Below are 17,653 nucleotides of genomic sequence, written 5' to 3' on the forward strand. Positions count from 1 at the left end.
GATTGATCGACGGTCCTGTGCGCGAGATCGGCCGTCATGGTACAGAGCAATTCTAACAACAGCGTCTTCCAGCCCGATAACGAACGGCTCGACACCACCACCTTCGGCCGCCAATCCGGGCCCACTCAGGCCGAATTGCTGGATTTGCTGCAGCGGTCTCTGGCTGGCGAACCTTTTCCCGTTTCCGCGCCTCGCGCCCGCACCGTGCCGGAAGCGACAGTGCCACTTGCCCTGCGCATCCGCGAAATCCTGCGCACCGATGACAGCCGCGCGTCTCCTCCGGAGACGGACGAACCGGCGCCTCAATCCGTGGCGAGCGACGAGCCTGCGCCGCCCGAATCATCTGCGGTGGACGCCGCGTATTTCGATGCCGATCTACAGCCCCCGACCGAGTTCGTTCCGTCGCTGGTCGAACCGCTGAAGCGGCCGGCCATTTCCTGGGGATCTGCAGCCTTCATCCTGGCGGTCACGGCTGGCAGTGCCCTCGTGCCGACAATGCTTGCGACCCCGCCACATTACGCTGCCCAGTCCCGCCTGCAGTTTCTGGGCGCTGCCCGCACCACGCCCGGCTTCATGGAAGCGACCCTCCAGCGGATCACCTCGCAGCATGCGCTGGCGCAGATCGTGACGCGGCTGAAGCTCGATCATGACGCGGAGTTCAGCGGCGGAAAGGCGACGGCTTACAGCGTCGTCAGGGACCTTCTCACCGACAACGGAGCCGCAGCCGACAGTTTTTCGCGCGCCCAGCTTGCCCTCCAGCAAAGATTGACCATCGCTCCCGATCTGCAATCCGGCGCCGTTGCGCTTGTGGCGCGGTCGGAAGATCCGGCAAAGTCTGCCCGCATCGCCAACCTTCTTGCCGACATCTCCGTCCGCGACGCAGCGACCGATCCTTCGGCTACAGTGCCCGGTGCGGCCGAGCTTGCGCTTGAAAGCGACCGCAAGCGTTTCGACGACGCGACATCCGCCCTTGCGAATTTCAAGGCGGCTGCCGGTGATGAAAAGATTGCCGCCGCGACCGATCTGATGGCCAGCCGCGAAGCTCTCGGCAACCGGCTCGCTGCAGCCAGCGCCGCGGCCCAGGCAGCCTCTATCCGCCTGACAGCAGCCAAATCCGTCAGGATGGCCGACGTGCTCGATGGGGCGATTTCCCCCGACCTCGGCTCGCCTGCAGCGCTTGAGGACCTTCGCAATCGCTATGCAGCGGCGAGGAGCACACTCAGTCAGCTGTCGACGCAACTCGGCCCACGCCACCCGCGCCTGATCGCGGCTCAATCGAGCATCGATACCCTGGGGGCGTCGATCCTTGCCGAGATCCACAAGCTGGTGGTTGCCAGCGACGCCGAAATCAAGACGACCACGGCGGAGGTGAAGCAGTTGAAGGATCGCCTCGCCGAACTCGATGGCCAGAAGGTCGATGTCGATCTCGACGCATTCCGCCGGTTGCAGGAGAATGTCGAGACCGCAAGGCAGGCCTATGATGCAGCACTCACGGCATCGGAAGAAGCAGCCCCGCAATCGAAGCACTCCAAGGTTCCGCTGGCGCTGACCGCACCTGCCGTGCCCGCAGCAGCACCCCTCGATGACGACATGACATGGCGGAGCCTTCGCAGCGCGCTTGGTGGTCTTGCAATCGCTCTGGCGCTCGTCGTCGCCCGTCTGCTGGCCCGCAGATCGTTTGGACACCCATCGGCCGACAATAAGGCCGTCGATTTCGATACGGTCGATCTGCTGGTGGATTTTCCTCAGGATCGGGCCCCGGTTCGCGTGCCGCTGGATCAACCGCAGAAACGGTTTGACGCCGATGTCGCTGTTGCCAACGACCGCCCGGAACCGGTTGCCGAGCGCACCGAGCCCGACACAGCTCTGGCCGCAATCATCGACGATGTGGCGTTGCTGCGCGAAAGGGTCGCCAACTATGCTTCGCGGCGCCAGGCAACCGGCCGCTGAACAAGTTTTCCCGCCGTCTTGCAAATATCGTGTTTTGACATCATAGGGCGTAGACAGGCAAATCCCGGCTGCAGGGCAGGGCTAGATTGCCGCGGCATCGATATCCCGGGAGAATACGCGTGGCGACAGTAATCGACGGCAAGCAGGTGGCGGCATCAGTCATCGAGGCCGTGAAAGCGGCTGCATCCGTATTGGCCACGGAGACCGGCAAAAAGACCGGCCTTGCGGTTGTGATCGTCGGTGACGACGCCGCCAGCCACACCTACGTCGCCGCCAAGAGCCGCATGGCCAAGGAATGCGGTTTCAACTCCATCCAGCATACCCTGCCTCTGGAGACGAGCCAGGACGAACTCGCAACCCTGGTTGCCACGCTCAATGCAGATCCCGCCATCGACGGTATTCTGGTACAGCTGCCATTGCCGAAGCACCTGGATTCGAACGCGATCATCCAGTCCATCCTGCCTGAAAAAGATGTCGACGGCCTGCATGTCGTCAATGCCGGCAAGCTCGCTACCGGCGATCTCGCGACAGGACTGATCTCGTGCACGCCAGCCGGCTCTATGCTCTTCGTCCGACAGACCCACGGTGACGATCTGTCGGGTCTCAATGCCGTCGTCATCGGTCGCTCCAATCTGTTCGGAAAGCCGATGGCCCAGCTCCTGCTCAATGCGAATGCGACGGTCACCATCGCTCATTCGCGCACGAAGGATCTGGCCACCGTCTGCGCCCGCGCCGATATCCTGGTGGCGGCCGTCGGCCGGCCCGAGATGGTCAAGGCCGACTGGGTGAAGCCGGGCGCGACGGTGATCGATGTCGGCATCAATCGCATTGCCGCACCGGAGCGCGGGGAGGGCAAGACCCGGCTGGTCGGCGATGTCGCCTTTGCCGAATGCGCCGATGTCGCGGATGTCATCACACCCGTTCCGGGCGGCGTCGGCCCGATGACGATCGCCATGCTGATGGCAAATACGGTGATCGCCGCCTATCGCGGCGCCGGCCGGACCGCGCCGACATTCTAACGCAACATCAGGAAGCTGGTGCTGCCCCCGTGGATGCGCGCACGATAAGTTCGGCCTTCCAGAGTTCGTGTTCGGGGTAGGGGCCCTGGTTCTTGATCCCGCCGATCAACCGCTCCGCGACGCGGACGCCGGCTGCCCGCAGCGATGAACGGGTGGTCGTCAGCGGCACCGAGAAATTCTCCGGCTTCAGGAGCGCCAGCACGTCGTCATGGGCAATCAGCGAGATATCCTCGCCGAGCCGGAGGCCGGCCTGATTGACCGCGCGGATTGCCCCCAGCGCCAAAACGGTGCTGGAACAGAGGATGGCCGTCGGTCTTTCCGCCATCTGCAGGAAACGCTCCATCGCCACAAAGCCCTGTTCGTCGGTCATCGGCGTGTTGCTCGTACAGGTCTCGTCAAGCATCAGGCCGCGTTCGGAGAGCGCTGCGACCACACCGTTTTGCCGGCGCATGGCGAAGTCGAGATGGGCCGGCCCGTTCATCAATGCGAACCTCCGATGTCCGAGTTGCAGCAGCAGCCTTGCCGCATCGTAGAAGGCGGCCTCGTTGTCGATGTCGACGAACGGGTAGTCAGGCTCGCTGCCGAACGAGCGCCCGTGTACGACGAAGGGGATAGACAGAGATTTCAGCATGACGATGCGCGGATCGTCGGCCCGCATATAGGCGACGAACAGCGCATCGACGTTGCCGCTGACCGCGAGCCGCCGCAGGGCCGAAACTTCGTCTTCCGGATGGGCCGGCATGATGACGAGGTGAAAATCGTGCCGCAGCGCCTCTTCGCCAAGCCCTGTGAGAAATTCTCCGAAATGTACGTCGGATGGATGGCCGGGCGCTGTCGGCATGACGAGCCCGATCGAGCCTGCCTTGCCTGTGGCTAGCCGTTGGGCCGCCGTGTTCGGCCGGTAGCCGGTGTCGCGCACTGCGGCCAGCACCCTTTCGCGCGTCTCGCGGCTGACTTCCGGGTACCCGTTTAGGGCACGGCTGACGGTCGTCTGGGACAGGCCGAGCATTTGCGACAGCTGTTTCAGGTTCACACCGATGCCTCCCCATGCGCATTCCATACAGTGGACAGAGGGCCACCCAAACCTGGCAACTCCGCCCAAACGCCTCCCAAAGCGCTTTCAATTATGATGTCTTTGCCGTCCTTGACTCAAGAAAAATCGCGTCATATTTCGTTTATTCGATGTTGCAATGCGAGATTTCGCATCTGTAGTCGTCGTCTCGTAAAATCGCTTGACTCACGAGAGCCGCAGTAGAATGAATTCGCAAGCCAAAGCGCTTTGAGGATAGCATGTCACTCGCTGTTTTTGGGAGAGAGGCTTTTGGATCTTGTGATGGGAGGGTAATTCACATGAAGACATCATTTCTGATGAGCATCGCCTTGGCCGCAGTGATGGCTGGCAGCGTATCGGCCGCCGACCTGAAGTTTAAGCCGAATGAAGACTCCAAGTTCAACTGGAAGAGCTACGACACCTTCAAGACGGCCCATGCCGACCTGAAGGGCCAGACGCTCACCATCTTTGGACCTTGGCGTGGCGAAGACGAAAAGCTGTTCGCCAGCGTTCTCGCCTATTTTACCGAAGCTACCGGCATTGATGCGAAATACTCGTCGTCGGAAAACTACGAGCAGCAGATCGTCATCGACACCCAGGCCGGTTCGCCGCCGAATGTCGCGATCCTGCCGCAGCCGGGCCTGCTCGCCAATCTTGCCAGCAAGGGCTACCTCACGCCACTCAGCGACGACCAGGCCAACTGGGTGAAGACCAACTATGGCGCTGGCGATAGCTGGGTCAGCTACGGCACCTACAAGGGCAAGGACGGCAAGGATGCGTTCTACGCCTTCCCCTACAAGGCCGACCTGAAGTCGCTCGTCTGGTACGTGCCGGAAAACTTCGAGGAAGCGGGCTATAACGTTCCGAAGACCATGGAAGACCTGTTCAAGCTATCCGACCAGATCGTCAAGGACGGCGGCGTGCCATGGTGCATCGGGCTGGGTTCTGGCGGCGCCACCGGCTGGCCGGCGACCGACTGGATCGAGGACCTGATGCTGCGCACGCAGTCTCCGACCGACTACGACAAGTGGACGACAAACGAGCTGAAGTTCAACGACCCCAAGGTCGTGGGCGCTATCGAGGAATTCGGCAAGTTCGCCAAGAACGCGAAATATGTCGACGGAGGCGTTGCAGCTGTTGCCTCGACCGATTTCCGCGACAGCCCAAAAGGCCTCTTTTCGGTTCCGCCGAAGTGCTACCTGCACAAGCAGGCCTCGTTCATCCCGTCTTTCTTCCCTGAGGGAACGAAGCTCGGGCAGGACGCCGACTTCTTCTACTTCCCGCCTTATGCCTCGCATCCAGAACTCGGCAAGCCGGTTCTCGGCGCAGGTACTCTGGCAGCGATCACCAAGGATTCGAAGGCAGCCCGTGCTTTCATCGAATTCCTGCAGACGCCCATCGCCCATGAAGTGTGGATGGCGCAATCCGGCTTCCTGACGCCCTACAAGGCCGTCAACACCGGTGCCTATGCCAACTACACGCTGAAGAAGGAAGGCGAGCTTCTGACCTCGGCCACGGCCTTCCGTTTCGACGGATCGGACCTGATGCCGGGCAAGATCGGCGCCGGCGCCTTCTGGACAGGCATGGTGGATTTCGTCGGCGGCAAGTCCGCACAGGCCGCTGCAGACGATATCCAGAAAGCCTGGGACGGCATCAAGTAAGACCCTCATCTAAAAAGCCGCCGCCGGTATCCGGCGGCGGTCAGGATGGCCGCGAGCGTCGGGGAGGACGACGATGGCGGCCGCCACAAGCAGCAATCAAATGCGCAAGGGGAGGGACTTATGATCTGGCAGATCGCTTCGGCACTGGGCGCCGTGGTTCTGGGCGTTGCCGCCTGTGCGGCTTACTTCCTGTTTTCCAACAAATTGCTCGATTTCGCATTCCCGGCCCGGGATGGCGACGACGTTTTCGTCGCATCACGCAATCTGCGGCGTCGCTCGATCATCCGACCATGGCTGTTCATCGGGCCGGCACTGCTGCTGCTGGTCGTCTATCTCGTCTATCCCGTGGTCGCGACCTTCATCCTGTCCTTCTACGACAAGGGCGGCGAGCAGTATGTCGGGCTTGCCAATTACCAGTGGGCGATCGGCGACCGCGAGTTCCGCCAGGCCATTTTCAACAACATCCTCTGGCTGGCCGTCGTGCCTGCCGCCTGCACCTTCTTCGGCCTCGTCATCGCCGTGATGACCGACCGGATCTGGTGGGGAAATATCGCGAAAAGCATCGTCTTCATGCCGATGGCGATCTCCTTCGTCGGCGCCTCCGTCATCTGGAAATTCATCTACGAATACCGTGGCGGCAACGACACCCAGATCGGCCTGCTGAACGCAATCGTGCAATTGTTCGGCGGCACGCCTGAGGTCTGGATCTCCATTCCCTTCTGGAACAACTTCTTCCTGATGATTATCCTCATCTGGATCCAGACCGGCTTTGCCATGGTCATCCTGTCGGCAGCGCTTCGCGGTATCCCGGAAGAGACGATCGAAGCTGCCGTCATCGATGGCGCCAACGGCTGGCAGATCTTCTGGAAGATCATGGTGCCGCAAATCTGGGGGACGATTGCCGTCGTCTGGACGACGATTACCATCCTCGTGCTCAAAGTCTTCGACATCGTGCTTACCATGACCAACGGTCAGTGGGACTCGATGGTGCTCGCCAACCTGATGTTCAACTGGATGTTCCGTGGTGGCGGCGACAGCGGCCGCAGCGCCGTCATCGCCCTCATCATCATGGTCGCCGTCATGCCGATCATGGTCTGGAACGTCCGGCGCGCCAACCAGGAAACGGGAGAGCACTGAGATGACCTTCGATAGGAGCTTCTTCCGCATCGGCCCAGCCCGGCTGTTTGTCCACGCCATGGTGCTATTGATCGTCATCGTCTGGCTGGTACCGACGCTCGGCATTTTCGTCACCGCGCTGCGCGACAAGGACCAGATCACCGTATCCGGCTGGTGGACGGCATTTTCCGGCTCCTCGCAGACGACAGCAGTACGGCTGGACGCTGCCGACAAGCAGCAACCGGACGGTACCAACTATGTCATTTCAGGCTCGGTCTTTTCGGCCGCCGGTTCCCTCGGCAAGGTCAGTGCGTTCGGCGTCAAGGCGCAGGACCCCTCGGCCTTCAAGGCTGGCGAGCCCGCCGATATCGGTAACGGCGAAACGTTGCTGATCAACACCGACGGCACCTACAAATACACCAAGAACGCCGCTTTCGACGACACGCGCGGCAAGCGCATCTATATCTCCGTCGCCTCGCCGCCGGCCTTTACGCTGCAAAACTTCAAGTCGGTGGTGACGGGAGAGGGGATCGGCCAGTCCTTCATCAATTCGCTGACCGTTACGATACCCGCCACCATCATTCCGATCCTGATTGCGGCCTTTGCCGCCTATGCACTGGCCTGGATGGAGTTTCCCGGCCGGTCGCTGATGATTGCGCTGGTGGTCGGTCTAATCGTCGTGCCGCTGCAAATGTCGCTGATCCCTCTGCTGCGGCTCTATAACGACATCGGCTCCTTCCTCGGCGTGCCCTCGAAAACCTACCCCGGCATCTGGCTCGCGCACACAGCCTTCGGCATGCCGCTCGCCATCTACCTGCTGCGCAACTACATCGCCGGCCTGCCGAAGGAGATCATCGAATCCGCCCGCGTCGACGGCGCCAGCGATTTCGACATTTTTGTCAAGATCATCCTGCCGCTGTCCTTTCCAGCACTCGCCTCCTTTGCGATCTTCCAGTTCCTCTGGGTGTGGAACGACCTTCTGATCGCCATGGTCTTTCTCGGCACCGCCAAGGACCAGCTTGTGCTGACCGGCAGCCTCAATGCGCTGCTCGGCTCGCGCGGCGGCAACTGGGAAATCCTCACAGCCTCGGCTTTCGTCACCATCATCGTGCCGCTCCTCGTCTTCTTCGGTCTGCAGCGCTACCTGGTGCGCGGTCTGCTGGCCGGATCTGTCAAGGGTGGCTGACGCCTACAATTCGCATTCAAACAGGATCTCCCGGGAATGACTATTGCTACTCCATCGATCACGACGGCCGACAAAAACTGGTGGCGCGGTGCTGTGATCTACCAGATCTATCCGCGCTCGTTCCAGGACTCCAACGGCGACGGTATCGGCGATCTCAAGGGCATCGCCGCCCGCTTGCCGCACGTCGCCTCGCTCGGCGCCGACGCCATCTGGGTGTCGCCTTTTTTCATGTCGCCGATGCGCGACTTCGGCTACGATGTCTCTGACTACGAGGATGTCGACCCGATCTTCGGCACGCTCGCCGATTTCGATTCGCTGATCGCCGAAGCCCATCGGCTCGGCATCAAGGTGATGATCGACCTTGTCATCTCCCACTCCTCCGATCGCCACCCGTGGTTCGTCGAAAGCCGCTCTAGCCAGGATAACCCGAAATCCGACTGGTATGTTTGGTCGGACGCCAAGCCCGACGGCACGCCACCCAACAACTGGCTGTCGATCTTCGGCGGTTCGGCCTGGGCCTGGGATCCGACCCGCATGCAATACTACATGCACAACTTCCTGACCTCGCAGCCGGATCTCAATCTCCATAATCCGGAGGTCCAGGATCGCCTGCTGCAGGTCGTCCGCTTCTGGCTCGAGCGCGGCGTCGACGGGTTTCGGCTCGACACCATCAACTTCTATTTCCACGACCGCGAGCTGCGCGACAATCCGGCGCTGGCACCCTCCCGCCGCAACGCCTCCACGGCGCCGGCGGTCAATCCCTATAATTTCCAGGAGCACATCTACGACAAGAACCGCCCGGAAAATATCGCCTTCCTCAAGCGCTTCCGCGCGGTACTGGAAGAGTTTCCGGCGATTGCAGCCGTCGGCGAGGTCGGCGACAGCCAGCGTGGCCTCGAAATCGTCGGGGAATACACCTCCGGCGATGACAAGATGCACATGTGCTACGCCTTCGAGTTCCTGGCGCCAGACGCGCTGACACCGGCTCGAATCGAGGAAGTGATGAAGGATTTCGGCGCGGCGGCACCGGACGGTTGGGCCTGCTGGGCGTTTTCCAACCACGATGTCGTGCGCCATGTCAGCCGCTGGGGCAGCCTGGTTGCCGACCGTGAAGCCTTCGCCAAGCAATATTCAGCGATCCTGATGACGTTGCGCGGCTCCGTCTGCCTGTACCAGGGCGAGGAGCTCGGCCTGACCGAAGCCGAGATTGCCTTTCAGGACCTGCAGGATCCCTACGGCATCCAGTTCTGGCCGGAATTCAAGGGCCGCGACGGTTGCCGCACGCCCATGGTCTGGGACAGCCAGGTGGTGCAGGGCGGGTTCTCGACGGAAAAGCCATGGTTGCCGGTGCCTGTCGAACATATCCTGCGTGCCGTCAGCGTCCAGAGCGGTGACGAACACTCGGTGCTCGAGCACTACCGCCGTTTTCTCGCGTTCCGCAAACAGCACCCGGCCTTCGCCAGCGGCGAGATTTCCTTCTATCCGCCGCAGGATGACGTGATGCTTTACACGCGCACGTTCGGCAACGAGACGATCCTCTGCGTCTTCAACATGAGCGCCTCGGATGGATCGGCTGAGCTGCCGGAGGGTGCTTGGGAAGCGCTGTCAGGCCATGGTTTCGCCAGCGAAATTTACGGCAATAAAATCGATATTCCGGCCTGGGGCGCTTATTTCGCGCGCCTCGCCTAAAGACAAGAACGGGAGGGGCTTGCGATGACTGGACTGGTTCTGAAGGATATCCGGAAATCCTACGGCGCAGTGAATGTGCTGCACGGCATCGACCTTGAAATCGCCCACGGCGAATTCATTGTCTTCGTCGGGCCGTCCGGCTGCGGCAAGTCGACATTGCTGCGGATGATTGCCGGTCTGGAAAGCATCACCGGCGGCGAGATGATCATAGACGGTCGCGTCGTCAACCAGGTGCCGCCCTCGCGGCGCGGCATCGCCATGGTGTTCCAGTCCTATGCGCTCTATCCGCATATGACGGTCTACGACAACATGGCCTTCGGCATGCGCATTGCCCATGAGAGCAAGCAGGAAATCGACCGCCGTGTGCGCGCGGCTGCCGACAAGCTGCAACTGACCCACTATTTGGACCGCCTGCCGAAGGCGCTCTCCGGCGGCCAGCGACAGCGCGTCGCCATCGGCCGCGCTATCTGCCGCAACCCGAAGGTCTTCCTGTTCGACGAGCCGCTGTCGAACCTCGACGCTGCGCTGCGCGTCGCCACCCGCATCGAGATTGCCCGGCTGAACGATTCCATGCCGGACACGACGATGATCTATGTCACCCACGACCAGGTGGAGGCGATGACCCTTGCCGACCGTATCGTGGTGCTGTCGGCCGGCCGCATCGAGCAGGTCGGCCCGCCACTAGAACTCTACGAGCGTCCGGCCAATCTGTTCGTGGCCAAATTCATCGGCTCGCCCGCCATGAACATCATACCGGCGACGATTGCCGAGGCGGGCGCATCGACCGTGGTGACGCTGAAGGGCGGCAAGTCTGTGGCGCTCGATATTTCCACCGAAGCATCTGAAAAGGGTGCCACGGGAAGTTTCGGTGTTCGGCCCGAAGACTTGCGGCTGGCAGAGGGCGACGACTACCTGTTCGAAGGCGAGGTGGCGATCGTCGAGGCCTTGGGCGAGGTGACGTTGCTCTACATCGAAGGTCTCGTCGATGGAGAGCCGATCGTCGCTAAACTGCCCGGTATTGCCCCTGTCGAGCGCGGCCAGAAGATGCGTTTCATCGCCGAGAAGGAGAAGCTGCATCTCTTCGACAGCGAGGGAAAGACCTATCGTCGAACGCGATAAAGCGATGTGAAGTTTGCAACTTTTGCGACGCCAGCCTCGCACATCTAACAAAGTCTTAAATAACGGCTGCTATTCTTGAAACACGCCGTAACATTTGAAGGCTCACGATCATGGCAGCATCCGTGCCGAAACAGCAGAACCATTTCCTGAACAAGGAAGAGTCCTTCATGTATGACCGAGAAGGTCGCTACAAGATGCAGGACACGATGAATGCGGCACGGATCGAATACACCGAAAAGGGCGTGATGCACCTGGCCTCACGCCGCTGCGACATCATCAAGATTTCCATGAGCGGCGCCATTCTGGCGATCCTGACGCAGTATAACCTGCCAAAGCAATTTTACCTCGATCTCCCCGATGCGCGCATTAACAAGGTCGGCTGCGTTCTGATGAAGGTTTTCCCCAACAACACCGTCGAGGTGCGCTTCCTGTCGCTGCTGAGCGAAAAGGAAATGAACAAGATCTTCGTCTACAGCACCCACCCGGCTCATCGGAACCATATGCTGGATATCCGGGGGTGATCCTGGCACTGGACCAGGTCTGGTGTGCTGGCGGAAATGTGCCTGTGGGCGAAGCCCAGCGCGGTTGGATTCTATAAATTCTTTTGCATGATCGAGTAGGTTCTGCCGGCGTTTTCGAAAGTTTCGACGGTCGCCCAACCGGACTTGATGTAAAAGCCCGCAGCATGGGACGTGTATAGCGTCAGACGCGGGATGCCTTCCCGCCGAGCGAGCGATTCAAGCTCGGCTATCATGCGTGCACCATGCCCTTGGCCTCTATGCGGCCTGTCGACGTAGACGCCAGCCAGCCAGGGATTAAGCTCGGGGCGTCCTTCCAAATCATCCAGGCACAGGGCCGACATTGCAATGGGCACTTCGTTTTCGAGCATGACAAGAACGGTCGGCATCAATTCCGAAACATTCGCACCATCGACTTCGCGCTTCAACATCTCTTCGTGCGTAACTGTGCCGCCCTGGAAGAATGCCTCCCAGCGCCAGGTGCCGGTCGTGTGCACGAGTTCCCGCCGCTCTTTTGTCGTCACGAAGGTATGGGTCATAAAAGCTCTGCCGATGTTCGCGTGGGGTCGGCATGCACTTACGGTCACTTTGCAAAAGTGAGATGACGCTCGGACATCGCCAAACTGGCAAACAAAATCTGCCTAACCCGACAGCCCCGGCTCAGAGCCTGCGCGCTGCCAGGCGACGCTTGTCACGCTCGACATATTCGGCGCCGCGCGCGGTCAGCCGGAACTCGCGTTTCTGAAATTCGCCGCGGATCGTGATGAAGCCTTGCTCTTCGGCCTCCTTCAATGTCTTCAGGCCGGTGCCCTTAGGGGGAGACTGCCAATCCAGGCCTTCGGCGCTGTGCAGCAAAACCATGATCTTGATAATGTCGTTTCTCCATGGCCGATGCAGATAACGGCGCTGTGTGGTCGAATGCACGTTTCGAACAGCACCATTGATCTGGAAAAACAATGTCGAAGCCGTCCCGGGTTCCATCAGAAGCCAGTGTATAAAAGCCTGCCGCGCTTTGGTCAATTGACGCGCTGCGGCCGGTCGGCGTGTTGGAATATGGCTAGAGCTATTCCGGTTTAGGCGCGAAGTAGCCAACCTATCTGGCAGAGACTTGCATCAGTTCTATTCGCTTGCCGAAAGGATCGTTCACATACACTCGCGTAAATCCCTCGAGCGGCTGGTCCGCCATTGTCTCGTAGCCTGCATTCTGCAGGGTGCTGCATAAGCTTGCGAGGTCATCAACGAGAAGCCCGGGATGGGCCTTCTTTGCGGGTATGAAGTCGGGTTCGACACCAAGATGGATTTTGACTTTGTCCATTCCAAACCAGCAGCCACCCCTTGGCGCGAGATGGGGCGGCTTTTTCAACTCCGTCAGTCCGAGCAAGCCGCTATAAAACGCCCGGGCGACATGTTCCTGTCCTGCAGGCATTGCGAGTTGAATATGGTCGATCCCAACGACGGCCATTGAGCCCCTCCGGCTTTCGAAATGCAGGAGATCACCCTACGCAAAGATGGGTCGCAGGACAAAAGGCAAATGCTGGACGGTTCGGCGATGGCATGCATAGCCTTTGGTCATGCTAACAAACGGATCGTTTAACCATGCCGCATGCAATCAGTATCAAATGCCTGAATGACACAGCCGCACCGCTATTCAGGCTTTGGGATGAAGCCAGCCGGTTTGAGGCTGTCCCTTCCATGCGCGAATTGATTTACCCTCCGCACATCACGCTCGCGGTCTTTCCGGACGATAGCGGCAGCCTAGACACAGTGCTTGACGATGTCTTCACATCCCAAAGCCGATTGCCCCTGACCTTTGACAGCATCGGCTATTTTGAAAACGATCTGCTCGTTCTATGGGCCAGGCCGCATAGGTCTGACGCACTGCTCGCGCTCCATGAACGGCTGCATCAACACATTGATCCTGCCATTTGCCATGAGCACTACCGTCGCGGGCAATGGGTGCCTCATTGTAGCCTCGCGACCAATGTGCCGAAGGTCCACGCCACCGCAGCTATCCAGTGGGCTGAAAATAGAAAAGAAGAATTTTCCGTAGACTTCGATGCCGCTGACCTCGTCTGCTTCCCACCGGTTATGGTTATGAAAGAATACAAACTAGTCTGAGAAGTGCGAAAAGTTGCGACGGAGAGGGCTGAGAGGGGCACCGCCGATAGTTTCGCTATGTGGAGTGAAATCATTGCAGGGGAGGGCTACCTTACCTCCCCCACAATATCGGCCGTCTGCCTCAGGAAAACACGCCCGCGCCCTGGTCGGCCGGGCCGGCGGCGCGGCGGAAGGGGGCGAACAATTCGCGGCCCATACCGAATTCGTTGTCCGACAGGTCGATCATGACTGGTGTGCGTTCCGCAAGGTCAGCGGCATCGACCATCAATTCAAGAGTGCCGGCGATGGCGTCGATGCGGATCATGTCGCCTTCCTGGATGCGCGCGATCGGGCCGCCGTCAACGGCTTCCGGAGTTACGTGGATCGCTGCCGGGATCTTGCCGGAGGCGCCGGACATGCGCCCGTCGGTGAGCAGTGCCACCCGGAAGCCGCGATCCTGAAGGACTCCGAGCGCCGGTGTCAGCTTGTGCAACTCCGGCATCCCGTTGGCTTTAGGTCCCTGGAAGCGCACCACGGCGACGAAGTCGCGGTTAAGCTTGCCGTCCTTGAAGGCTTCCTGCAACTCCTTCTGGTCGTGAAAGATCACCGCAGGGGCCTCGATGACGTGGCGCTCCGGCTTGACGGCAGAAATCTTGATGACTGCCTTGCCGAGATTTCCGCGCAGCATCTTCAGCCCACCATTGCCCTGGAACGGCATTTCGATACTGGCGAGCACCTTCGGATCGGCACTCTTCTCGGCCGACGGCTGGCGTGTGACCGTGCCGTTTTCGCCAAGCAGGGCGTCGACGGTATAAGCCTCCAGCCCATGGCCGAACACGGTTCTGACGTCGTCGTGCACGAGCCCGTGCTTCAACAGCTGCTTGATGAGGAAGCCCATGCCGCCGGCGGCATGAAAATGGTTCACGTCGGCCTGGCCGTTCGGATAGACGCGGGCCAGCAGCGGCACGGCGTCGGATAGCTCGGATATGTCCTGCCAGGTCAGCATGATGCCGGCCGCCCGTGCCATGGCGACGAGATGCATGGTGTGGTTGGTCGAGCCGCCGGTTGCGTGCAGGCCAACGACGCCGTTGACGATCGAGCGCTCGTCGATCATTTCGCCAGCTGGCGTGTATTCGTTGCCGAGCGCCGTGATTGCCAGCGCCCGTTTGGTCGCCTCGCGGGTGAGCGCCTCGCGCAAGGGCGTGCCGGGATTGACGAAGGAGGCGCCGGGCATGTGCAGGCCCATGATCTCCATCAGCATCTGGTTCGAGTTGGCGGTGCCGTAAAACGTGCAGGTACCCGGCCCATGGTAGGATTTGGACTCTGCTTCCAGCAACTCCGCCCTACCGACTTTACCTTCGGCGAACAACTGGCGGACGCGTGATTTCTCGTCGTTCGCAAGGCCCGATGTCATCGGCCCGGCGGGAATGAAGATCGCCGGCAGATGACCGAAACTCATGGCGGCAATGAACAGGCCCGGCACGATCTTGTCGCAAACGCCGAGATAGACCGCGGCATCGAACATGTTGTGCGACAGGCCGACGGCCGCCGACATGGCGATCAGGTCGCGCGAAAAAAGCGACAGTTCCATGCCCGGCTGTCCCTGCGTCACGCCATCGCACATGGCTGGAACGCCGCCTGCCACCTGCGCGATGCCGCCGGCCTCGGTGGCAGCGGCCCGGATGATATCGGGATAGCGCTCGAAGGGCTGGTGGGCCGAAAGCATGTCGTTGTAGGACGTAATGATCCCGAGATTGACAACCTGATCTGCGGCCAGGGCATCCTTCTCGGAGGGGGAACAGACGGCGAAGCCGTGGGCCAGATTGGCGCAGCCGAGCGTGCTGCGCTGCGCGCCCTTGCTGCCCATGCTTCGCAGGCGACCCAGGTATCGTTCGCGGCTTGCCTTTGAGCGTTCGACGATGCGGGAGGTGATCGCAGATATGCGTGCGTCAGCTGACATGAGGAACCCCTGTCTTCAATCGGTTGCCGTGTTTTTGTGGCGGCGCGGACGCGGCCTCCGGGCTCCGGTCAGGGAGCCCAATAGATTTCGACTGACGAGGCAGCCCGGCGCAGGATGGCGCGGATCGGCATCTCGGTCTCTTCGCCGGCAGCTTCTGCCTTGGCGAGAACGTCTTTCTTGCTCTCGCCCTCGATATGCAGCACCAGAAGGCGGGCATCGTGAAGGCTGGCAAAGGTGAAGGTCAGGCGCGGTTCGCCGGCCCCTTCGGCTTCCATGGTGATTATGCCGCGTGGTGTCTGGGGATCCAGCGCCTTGGCAAGATTGCTGCCGCCTGGAAAGAAGGAGGCCGTATGACCATCGCCGCCCATGCCGAGAATGGCGATATCGAACGGATCGTCGATGCCCCTGGTCTCGGCCGTCGCGATGACGGCGGATTTTTCGGCATCGGCCGCCGGCTGGTATAGCGGCAGGAATTTGGCTGCCGCCGCATTGTTCTTCAGAAGGTGCTGCTTGACCAGAAGATGGTTAGAACGTGGATTGTCGGCGGGCACGAAGCGCTCGTCGACCAGGGTTATGGTCACCTTGCTCCAGTCAATGGCGCGCGATGACAGCGCTTCGAAAAAAGCCTTTGGCGTCGAACCGCCGGAGACCGCGATGCTGGCCGTGCCCCGCGTGGCAACGGCAGCCGAAAGAGTTTCGGCAACCTTGTCCGCCAGACCGGTGGCGAGCGCCGCGCCGCTTTCAAAAGCATGCATGTTTGCTGTCATCGCAGTTGCCTCAGATTTCGTCGTGCCAGGTGCGTCCGTCGCGCTCGATCAGCGCGATCGATTGGCTTGGTCCCCAGGTGCCGGATGTGTAGCCCTGAACCTGCTGACCGGTGGTTTCCCAGCCCTTGAGGATCGGATCCACCCACTTCCAAGCGGCCTCGACTTCGTCGCGGCGCATGAACAGAGTCTGGTTGTTGCGAATGACGTCCATCAGCAGCCGCTCGTAGGCATCGGCGCTGCGGACGTGGAACGCATTGGCAAAGCTCATGTCGAGCGAAACGTTGCGCAGGCGCATGCCGCCCGGGCCCGGATCCTTGATCATCAGCGACTGCTTGACGCCTTCGTCAGGCTGCAGGCGGATGATCAGCTGGTTCTGCTGAACGCGGCCGGCAGCGGCGTCGAAGATAACGTGCGGCAAAGACTTGAAGGTGATGATGATTTCAGACATGCGGCCGGCAAGACGCTTGCCGGTGCGGATGTAGAAGGGAACGCCGGCCCAGCGCCAGTTGCCGATTTCGGCCTTTATGGCAACAAAGGTTTCGGTGTTGGAAACGCCGCCCTCGAGTTCGTCAAGGTAGCCCTTGACTGGGCCGCCTGCCGAAGCGCCGGCACGGTACTGGCCCCGCACGGTTGCCTGCTCGACGTTGGAGGCGTTGATCGGCTTCAGGGCGCGCAGCACCTTGAGCTTCTCGTCGCGCACCGCTTCCTGGTCCATCGACGAGGGAATTTCCATCGCAACCAGGCAGACGAGTTGCATGATGTGGTTCTGCACCATGTCGCGCAGCGCGCCGGCGGTGTCGTAGTAACCGGCACGACCTTCGAGGCCGACGGATTCGGCAACGGTGATCTGCACGTGGTCAATGTGATTGGCGTTCCAAAGCGGCTCATAGAGCGCATTGGCAAACCGCAGTGCCATCAGGTTCTGGACGGTTTCCTTGCCGAGATAGTGGTCGATGCGGAAGATCTGTTCTTCCTTGAACACCTTGCCGATCGTGTCGTTGAGTTCGAGTGCCGAGGCCAGGTCGCGGCCGATCGGCTTTTCGACGACGATGCGCGTCGACTTTGTGATCAGCTTGTGATCGCGGATCTTTTCCGAGATGTCGCCGAAAATGCCAGGCGCAACGGCCAGGTAGAAAGCACGGACGCGGTCTTTCCCGTCGTCGAGAAGCTTCTTCAGCTTGTCCCAGCCGGCATCGGACTTGGCGTCGACCGGAATGTAGAACAGGCGCGCGAGGAATTTTGCGACTTCTTCCTCTTTGTACTCGCCCTTCTTCAGGTGTTCCTTGAGGGCGGCCTTCGCGAAGTTGCGATATTCCTCATCGGAAAGTGCGCTGCGGGATGCGCCGATGATGCGGGTCGGCTCGGTGAACTGGCCTTCGATCTGCCGATGATACAGGGCGGGCAAAAGCTTGCGCTCGGCAAGATCGCCACTGCCACCGAATACGACATAGTCAAAGGGTTCGACGGGGATGATTTGGCTGCTCATGAGGTGTCTCTCAATCAGACTGGGGTGGCGCCTT

16 protein-coding genes are annotated in these 17,653 nt (G+C 60.6%); 9 read left to right on the top strand and 7 right to left on the bottom strand.

Annotated elements, in window-relative coordinates; all coding sequences use genetic code 11:
- Positions 1-36: 36 nt before the first annotated feature.
- Together PR017_RS01365 and folD are read left to right on the top strand one after the other, a co-directional pair.
- Entirely contained in the window at positions 37-1,950 is a 1,914-nt protein-coding gene (locus PR017_RS01365) for a hypothetical protein (protein ID WP_111217411.1), read from the top strand.
- A gap of 119 nt (positions 1,951-2,069) precedes the next feature.
- Entirely contained in the window at positions 2,070-2,969 is a 900-nt protein-coding gene (folD, locus tag PR017_RS01370; protein ID WP_111217413.1) for a bifunctional methylenetetrahydrofolate dehydrogenase/methenyltetrahydrofolate cyclohydrolase FolD, read from the top strand.
- A gap of 7 nt (positions 2,970-2,976) precedes the next feature.
- Here folD and PR017_RS01375 read toward each other — a convergent pair whose 3' ends face one another.
- On the bottom strand, positions 2,977-4,002 hold the full coding sequence (locus PR017_RS01375) for a LacI family DNA-binding transcriptional regulator (protein ID WP_111217865.1): 1,026 nt from the start codon (positions 4,000-4,002) through the stop codon (positions 2,977-2,979).
- Positions 4,003-4,319: 317 nt separating this feature from the next.
- Here PR017_RS01375 and PR017_RS01380 point away from each other — a divergent pair, with 317 nt between their 5' ends.
- From PR017_RS01380 to PR017_RS01405, 6 genes are all read left to right on the top strand, one after another.
- Positions 4,320-5,681 (top strand): ABC transporter substrate-binding protein, encoded by a 1,362-nt coding sequence (locus PR017_RS01380; protein WP_111217415.1) that lies wholly within the window; start codon positions 4,320-4,322, stop codon positions 5,679-5,681.
- Between the two features lie 120 nt (positions 5,682-5,801).
- Positions 5,802-6,818, top strand: a complete 1,017-nt coding sequence (locus PR017_RS01385) for a carbohydrate ABC transporter permease (RefSeq protein WP_111217877.1) — start codon at positions 5,802-5,804, stop codon at positions 6,816-6,818.
- Between the two features lies 1 nt (position 6,819).
- Complete coding sequence (locus tag PR017_RS01390; protein ID WP_111217417.1) at positions 6,820-7,983, top strand: carbohydrate ABC transporter permease; 1,164 nt, start codon at positions 6,820-6,822, stop codon at positions 7,981-7,983.
- Between the two features lie 36 nt (positions 7,984-8,019).
- Entirely contained in the window at positions 8,020-9,672 is a 1,653-nt protein-coding gene (bglA, locus tag PR017_RS01395; protein ID WP_111217419.1) for a beta-galactosidase BglA, read from the top strand.
- A gap of 24 nt (positions 9,673-9,696) precedes the next feature.
- Positions 9,697-10,791, top strand: coding sequence for an ABC transporter ATP-binding protein (locus PR017_RS01400; protein ID WP_111217421.1), 1,095 nt, complete (start codon positions 9,697-9,699; stop codon positions 10,789-10,791).
- Between the two features lie 110 nt (positions 10,792-10,901).
- On the top strand, positions 10,902-11,312 hold the full coding sequence (locus tag PR017_RS01405) for a hypothetical protein (RefSeq protein WP_206423123.1): 411 nt from the start codon (positions 10,902-10,904) through the stop codon (positions 11,310-11,312).
- Between the two features lie 71 nt (positions 11,313-11,383).
- Here PR017_RS01405 and PR017_RS01410 read toward each other — a convergent pair whose 3' ends face one another.
- From PR017_RS01410 to PR017_RS01420, 3 genes are all read right to left on the bottom strand, one after another.
- The gene (locus tag PR017_RS01410) at positions 11,384-11,848 is read right to left on the bottom strand and encodes a GNAT family N-acetyltransferase (RefSeq protein WP_111217423.1); all 465 of its coding nucleotides are present in this window, start codon (positions 11,846-11,848) and stop codon (positions 11,384-11,386) included.
- A 121-nt stretch (positions 11,849-11,969) separates the two neighbouring features.
- A complete protein-coding gene (locus PR017_RS01415) occupies positions 11,970-12,170 on the bottom strand; it encodes a hypothetical protein (RefSeq protein WP_111217881.1) in 201 nt (66 codons plus the stop codon).
- A 232-nt stretch (positions 12,171-12,402) separates the two neighbouring features.
- Positions 12,403-12,771 carry a VOC family protein gene (locus PR017_RS01420; RefSeq protein WP_111217425.1) on the bottom strand — a complete coding sequence of 123 codons (369 nt, stop codon included), beginning with the start codon at positions 12,769-12,771 and terminating at the stop codon, positions 12,403-12,405.
- Positions 12,772-12,905: 134 nt separating this feature from the next.
- Between PR017_RS01420 and PR017_RS01425 the strand changes: the two genes are divergently transcribed.
- Positions 12,906-13,427: a 2'-5' RNA ligase family protein gene (locus PR017_RS01425; RefSeq protein WP_111217427.1), complete on the top strand. Its 522-nt coding sequence runs from the start codon at positions 12,906-12,908 to the stop codon at positions 13,425-13,427.
- Between the two features lie 121 nt (positions 13,428-13,548).
- Here the strand turns inward: PR017_RS01425 and edd are convergent, their stop codons facing one another.
- The 3 genes from edd to zwf all read right to left on the bottom strand — a co-directional run bounded on the left by edd (position 13,549) and on the right by zwf (position 17,619).
- A complete protein-coding gene (edd, locus tag PR017_RS01430) occupies positions 13,549-15,366 on the bottom strand; it encodes a phosphogluconate dehydratase (protein WP_111217429.1) in 1,818 nt (605 codons plus the stop codon).
- A gap of 68 nt (positions 15,367-15,434) precedes the next feature.
- Positions 15,435-16,133 (bottom strand): 6-phosphogluconolactonase, encoded by a 699-nt coding sequence (gene pgl / locus PR017_RS01435; RefSeq protein WP_111217431.1) that lies wholly within the window; start codon positions 16,131-16,133, stop codon positions 15,435-15,437.
- 10 nt (positions 16,134-16,143) lie between these two features.
- Entirely contained in the window at positions 16,144-17,619 is a 1,476-nt protein-coding gene (zwf, locus tag PR017_RS01440) for a glucose-6-phosphate dehydrogenase (protein WP_111217433.1), read from the bottom strand.
- Positions 17,620-17,653 lie beyond the last annotated feature (34 nt).

The sequence above is a fragment of the Rhizobium tumorigenes genome, assembly GCF_003240565.2.
Classification (GTDB): Bacteria; Pseudomonadota; Alphaproteobacteria; order Rhizobiales; family Rhizobiaceae; genus Rhizobium; species Rhizobium tumorigenes.